The sequence below is a fragment of the Clostridioides sp. ES-S-0048-02 genome (assembly GCF_020658495.1).
GTDB lineage: Bacteria > Bacillota > Clostridia > Peptostreptococcales > Peptostreptococcaceae > Clostridioides.
The window spans coordinates 1-6,582 of record NZ_JACVWH010000039.1 but is presented as its reverse complement, the minus strand read 5'-3'; the positions used below and the strand labels follow the sequence as shown (position 1 = coordinate 6,582).

Annotated in this window: 6 protein-coding genes; 3 read left to right on the top strand and 3 right to left on the bottom strand. The window is 27.5% G+C overall.

Annotated features, from left to right (window positions below; genetic code table 11):
- Positions 1-36: 36 nt before the first annotated feature.
- The 3 genes from IC173_RS19965 to IC173_RS19955 form a co-directional block, all read right to left on the bottom strand.
- On the bottom strand, positions 37-618 hold the full coding sequence (locus tag IC173_RS19965) for a TerD family protein (RefSeq protein ID WP_227435993.1): 582 nt from the start codon (positions 616-618) through the stop codon (positions 37-39).
- Positions 619-659: 41 nt separating this feature from the next.
- Positions 660-1,226 (bottom strand): TerD family protein, encoded by a 567-nt coding sequence (locus IC173_RS19960; RefSeq protein ID WP_227435995.1) that lies wholly within the window; start codon positions 1,224-1,226, stop codon positions 660-662.
- 510 nt (positions 1,227-1,736) lie between these two features.
- On the bottom strand, positions 1,737-2,597 hold the full coding sequence (locus IC173_RS19955; protein WP_227483129.1) for a YitT family protein: 861 nt from the start codon (positions 2,595-2,597) through the stop codon (positions 1,737-1,739).
- A gap of 148 nt (positions 2,598-2,745) precedes the next feature.
- Between IC173_RS19955 and IC173_RS19950 the strand changes: the two genes are divergently transcribed.
- From IC173_RS19950 to IC173_RS19940, 3 genes are all read left to right on the top strand, one after another.
- Complete coding sequence (locus IC173_RS19950; protein WP_227435999.1) at positions 2,746-3,636, top strand: MBL fold metallo-hydrolase; 891 nt, start codon at positions 2,746-2,748, stop codon at positions 3,634-3,636.
- Positions 3,637-4,058: 422 nt separating this feature from the next.
- Complete coding sequence (locus tag IC173_RS19945) at positions 4,059-4,571, top strand: methyltransferase family protein (RefSeq protein ID WP_227845327.1); 513 nt, start codon at positions 4,059-4,061, stop codon at positions 4,569-4,571.
- A gap of 249 nt (positions 4,572-4,820) precedes the next feature.
- Positions 4,821-6,566: a cell wall-binding repeat-containing protein gene (locus IC173_RS19940; RefSeq protein WP_227823860.1), complete on the top strand. Its 1,746-nt coding sequence runs from the start codon at positions 4,821-4,823 to the stop codon at positions 6,564-6,566.
- Positions 6,567-6,582 lie beyond the last annotated feature (16 nt).

The following is a 6,582-nucleotide window of genomic DNA, read 5'->3' as shown; positions in this document are numbered from 1 at the left end:
TAAAATAGTAGCTACCTTTTTATTTTAAACTACTTATTAACCTATATTAACACCAAAATTTCCACATAATCCTGCAAGCCCATCTTCAAAACCAGAACCTAAGGCATTGAATTTCCATTCTTCATTATGTTTATATAACTCTGCAACCACTATTGCTGTTTCTATACTAAAATCTTCACCTAACTCATATTTGATAAGCTCTTCACTAGTTTCTTCATTATAAATTCTTATATATGAATTTTCAACTTGTCCAAAGTTTTGTCTTCTTGTAACAGCTTCATTTATAGTAACAGTGAATGATATCTTTGCAATGTTTTGTGGTATTTTAGATAAGTCAACGCTTATTTGCTCATCATCACCATCTCCAACTCCTGTTCTATTATCTCCCATGTATTCAACTGCTCCAGAAGCATGTTTTAAATTATTGTAGAATATGAAATCCCCATCATTTGTTACCTTACCATCAGCTCCAGTTAAAAATGCAGAAGCATCTAAATCAAAATCAAAACCACCATCATATTTATTAGTATCCCATCCTAATCCTACCATTACTTTCTTAAGACCTGGGTTAGTTTTTGTTAAACTTACTTTTTGTCCTTTTGCTAAAGTTATACCCATTTAAAACAACTCCTTTTATAATTTTTTTGTTATAGTTAGTATTAACGATATATATCAGTTAATTCATGAAGCTCTTCATTTTGACCAATTCCTAGGGCATTAAATTTCCATTCGTTATTTCTACGATAAATTTCGCCAGCCAAAACGGTTACTTTACCAGAAAAGTCTTCTTGAAGGTTATATTTAAATAATTCTTGTCTAGAATTTGAATCAACTAGCCTTATAAAAGAATTATTCATCTGGCCAAAATCTTGATTTCTTTTTTTAGCTCTGTATATAGAAACTCCAAAAACTATTTTATGTACATATTCAGGTATATCACATAAATTGACATTTATTTGTTCATCGTCTCCTTCACCTCTTCCAGTTAAGTTATCACCAGTATGTATGATAGATTTAGAAGGATGTTTAAGGTGTCCAAAATAAACTAAATCTTTTGATGATTTCATTTTATCTTCACTAGTTAATGCTATTGCAAATGCATCTAAATCATAGTTTTTTTTACCTAATTTGTTCATATCCCATCCTAATCCTACAATTAAATTTTTTACAGGATTAGCATCTTTTACTAAACTTACTCTTTGTCCTTTTTGTAAATTAACACTCATTTTAAGTTCTCCTTTTAATATTTTTAGTTTTATTGACAGTGTTAAATATAATCATCATATTATTTTTATTATATACATATTTAGAGCAATTTGGCTATATTTATGAATCATTTTTATATAAATATCTTATAATCTATAAATATAGGTCTTGTGTAATTTTAAAACACTTTATAGTTAGTAATTACATAGGTGTTTAAGTTTATATTTGCTTTAATTGTTAAAAAAATCAATAAATGATATAATGGAGAATAATAATTATAAAAACTTCTAGTTTGCAGATAAGATTATATGCATAGGAATTTATACAAAGTTGGGAGATAATTATAATGTAATTATAGATATTAAACTAATAAATAATGTGAACTTAGAATAATGAGATAAATCTTAAAATAAATCTAAGTAGTGTATTTTTTGACTGTTTATTGTATGAAAAACAGCAAGCACAATTTTCAAATATAAAAATATAAGTTTTTTATATTTGAAATTTATGCTTGCTGTTTGTTTTTGTGATTATTCTATTTTTTTAAATCCATTTCCTAAAGCTTCATGTATATCTGTAATTATTATAAACGCATTAGGGTCGACACTTTTCACTAATTTTTTTAGTTCGACAACTTCTTTTTTTTCAACTACAACTAAAAGCACATTTTTATTTTCTCCAGTATAAGCACCTTCACCTTTTAGAATAGTTGCGCCTCTATCTAAATCTTCCATTATTCTTCTACTTATATCTTTTGACAGGTCAGATATAATAGTAAATGATTTTGAATAATTAAATCCTTCAATAAGTAAGTCACTAATCTTTACTAAAATGTATAGTGCCACAGTTGAATAAAGTGCAATCTCAACTTGCTTATTTACTATTCCCGATAGTACTACTACAACACAGTCAACAATACCCATCAAAACAGGAATACTAAGTGTAGGGAAATATTTATTCAATAGGAGTGCCATCAAATCGGTTCCACCTGTAGAGCCATTTATTCTAAAAATAAGGCCTTGACCAACTCCCATTAAAATAGAACCAGATATAATTGCAAGATACATATCATTTGTAATATCTAGTGTAGTCATATTTGCAGTAACTTTAAGTGCTATAGTAAGAAAAATTATTCCTAAGACTGTTTTAAAACAATCTTTCTTTGAAAGTATTCTGTAAGCAAATATGAATAGAGGTATATTTAAAAGTAAATTGACAATCCAAAGTTGTACACCAAATAATGAATTTAAAACAACTCCAAGACCTGTTATACCACCAGCAGCAATTGCATGTGGATTAAAAAACATGTTAAGAGAAATTGCCATTAATATACAGCCTACAATTAATATTAAAATTTCTGAAAAAGTTATTCTATCTTTTTTCAATAACATCACTCCTTATATATAGATTATAATATATATTATATAGTTTTTCCAATTTTTAATAAAAAAAATAAAAACATATTATAAAAATAATTTGATTGGAATTTTCTGAAAATTAATGCTATAATTAAAAATAAATTTAAAGGGAGGTTATAAAATGGCTAAACTGACTTTAGAGAAGATAAAAGGAAATACATATTATATTCCACTTCCTACAATAGTAGGTGTATATGTAGATGGAAATAATGCAATTTTAATTGACAGTGGAAATAACAAAGATACTGCTAGACAAATTCTTAGACTATTAGAGGAGCATAATTTAAATCCTAAATTAATAATAAACACTCATTCAAATGCAGACCATATAGGAGGGAATGCATATTTGAAAAATCAAACAAAATGTAAGATTGCTACAACTAAAATAGAAGGATACTTTACAGAAAATCCAATATTAGAATCGGCATTTTTGTATGGAGGGTATCCAAGTAAAGCACTAAAAAATAAATTTTTATTAGCAAAAGAGAGTGAAGTTGATTATATTATACCTTCAAATGGAAAAATTTTAGATACAGAACTTGAAGCGATTTCTCTTCCTGGTCATTATTTTGAAATGATTGGTGTTAGAACTCCAGATAATGTTTTGTTTGTTGCAGACAGTCTTACACCAGAAAATATAATTAGTAAATATCATTTCTTCTTTTTGTTAGATATAGATTCACAATTTAAAACGTTAGAAAAAATGAAAACTCTTAATGCAGATTTTTTTGTTCCAAGTCACTCTGTCAAGACTACAAGTATACAAGATTTAATTGATGTAAATAAAGACAAGATGGAAGAAATAATATCTAATATTAAAAAGGTTTGCTGTGAACCAATTATGATTGATGAAGTCATTGAAAAAATGTGTGATGTGTACAATGTTAAATTAGATGCTAATCAATACGTTCTAGTTGGTAGTACAATACGTTCTTATATAACATATTTATATGAACATAATATGGTTGAGTATGTATTTGATGGTGGCAAGATGATGATAAAAGCTGTATAAATATTGAAAAATATCAAACTATGCAATAAAAATATTTTAATATAAGTATATTCTAAAAAATGGGATAGAAATAAAATTTGCTACCAAATTGCCACAATAACAAACAATGGTAGCAAATAATTTTATAATATATTTAAAAGTCTAAGGAACTTAATTTTTTATTAACTTATAATTGTTTTCTATATTTATCTTAATTTATCTTACATATAGTTTATTGCTTTTATAGAAAAAAGCTGTGCTGGAGGTTTTAAATGCAAGAAAAAATAAAATCTTTATACATTTTAGCAAGTGTATCTGTTATTGCTTTTATATTAGTTTTAGCATGCTTAATTTTTGGTTTAACTGGTACAATTGATTTTTGGCAAGGATGGATATTTCTGACTGCCTTTTGTATTCCAACTTGTATAATTACAATTTACCTGATGATTAATGACCCAGTATTACTTGAACGTCGCATCAAATCAAAGGAAACACGTCCACAACAAATACTTGGTCAAAGTATCGCTGGATTTCTTTTCTTATTTGGATTGCTAGGAGTACCAGCTCTAGACAACCGCTTTGCTTGGTCTAGTATTCCAATTATTTTGACAATAATATCAGATGTACTTATTTTAATTGGATTTATAATTGTATTCTTTGTTTTTCGCTACAATTCTTTTACATCAAAAGTTATAGTTGTTATGAGTAATCAAAAAGTAATTACTGATGGACCATATTCAGTTGTGCGACACCCTATGTATCTAGGTGCTATATTAATTATACTTTTTACACCTCTAGCACTGAATTCATGGTGGGGAATGATTGCTGTAATTCCTTTATGCATAATAGTTGTGTTTCGTATATTAGATGAAGAAAAGTTGCTTAGTGCTGAACTTGATGGGTATAAAGAATATTGTCAAAAAACAAAATATCGTATTATACCTTATATTTGGTAGAGTGCAAATTTTTAGTTTATTAATCGGATTAAATAACTTTGGTAAAAAGTCGAACATTTTAAGCTGTATTTCTATTTATTAATTAATAGTCAAGTAATTAATAAATAGAAATACAGCTTTTTTATATTAAATAATTTTAGGTGAATAGATATTTAATTATAAAGTTATGCTATAATTTGTAAGTAAAGAGGTAAATTTATAAAAATTAAAAAAATAATTAATTATAATAAGGGGGAAATATTAGGAATTATGAATAAAAAGTTCAAAAAATTCAGTAAAAAAATAGGTATATCAACTTTGGCTTTGACTCTAATTCTTTTTAATAGTTTAACTGCAAGTGCACAAATCAAAGAAGATTCTATAATAGGAACTGATAGATATGAAACAGCAGGGCTTATAGCAGATAGGCAGACTTATGACACTGTAATATTGGTTAATGGAGATAAAAATTTATCTGATGGACTTTCATCAAGTGGACTAGCTGGGGCTATTAACGCGCCAATACTTTTGACTAAAAAGGATGAAATACCAAAGGCCACTTCAAATAGACTAGATAACAAGAATTTGAACGTTGTAAAAAAAGTGTACATAATTGGTGGTTATAATACTATTGAAAGTTCCGTGGAAAAAGATATAAAAAGAAAAGGTATTGAAGTAGAAAGGATAAGTGGAAATAATAGAATTGAAACTAGTTACAATGTAGCAAAAAAAATAAATGAAGTTAGTAAGGTAAAAGATGTCATGTTGACAAATGGGTTTGTAGGAGAGGCTGATGCTATGAGCATAGCACCTGTAGCTGCAAAAAACAAAGGAGCTATAATACTTACAGATGGTAAATCAATTCCATTTAAGATTGAAGGATTAAATATTTATGCTATAGGTGGCAAATCTGCAATAAATGAGGATTTGGTAAGGGAGACTAATGCAACTAGAGTTGGTGGAAATGATAGATTTGAAACCAATAAAAAAGTAATAGAAAAGTTTTATAATGAATCAACTGACTTTTACATAACAAGAGGATATCAATTAGTAGATGCATTAACACTATCTCCTCTAGCAAAAGAAAAGCCAATTGTTTTAGTTGCTGATGGAAGTAATAAAAGTATTTTAAAAGGAGCTAAAAGTATAACAAAAGTTGGAGGAATTGATGCCAATATATATAAACAATGTTTAGATATGGTGGAATATAATAATATGAATATAACTCCAAATATTGTAAAACACTTAACTTCAATTGAAGGAAATGAAGTTTCTGAAGTATATATAGAAACTGATAATTTAGGTGTAGTTGTTGAAAAGACGAATACTGATAAATTTGAGTTTGATTATGTAAGTGTAACTAATGAAAAAAATTGTACTTTTTCTGTGAATGAAGAGACTGCTTCTAATAATGGAAAAAATGGAAAGTTGGTTGTAAGTGCTAAGAAAACAATAGAGAAGAAAGATGGTCCCTTGCAAGATATGAATGGCGATAATATGATAAATGCAAATAAAGATAAGAGAGTAAATGTAATAAAGATTGGAATTCCAGATAAAGTGTATTCTAATTTTAAAGTAGATGTTGAACGAGGCTCAGTAGAACTTTATAATATTAAGGGGGGAGCTACAGTTGATGTCAATGATGGAATTGCGAAAGTTATCGACAAAAGTGTAACATATCCTTTTAATATAAATACTAATAGTGGGATTTCAGGTGTAACAGCCGAAACTATATCATCTGAGATAAAGTTTAGAGGAAACAATGGAATTGTAAATGTAACAGCTACAAATATAAGTGGCAATATAAGTTTGTTTGGAAAGGACAGCAAAGATACCTTTGATGGCATATTCAAATTAAACTTGAAAAAAGAACCATCAAATTTACACTTGAAGTTGATTGGAAATGGTCTGAATAAATTACCAGAAGGTTGGTCTAAAGATTATATCTTAGGAAATGGACAACCAATTGTCGAAGTTAAAAACAGTGGCATAAATAATATATCAATTGGAGAATAAAAACATATAAAAATAG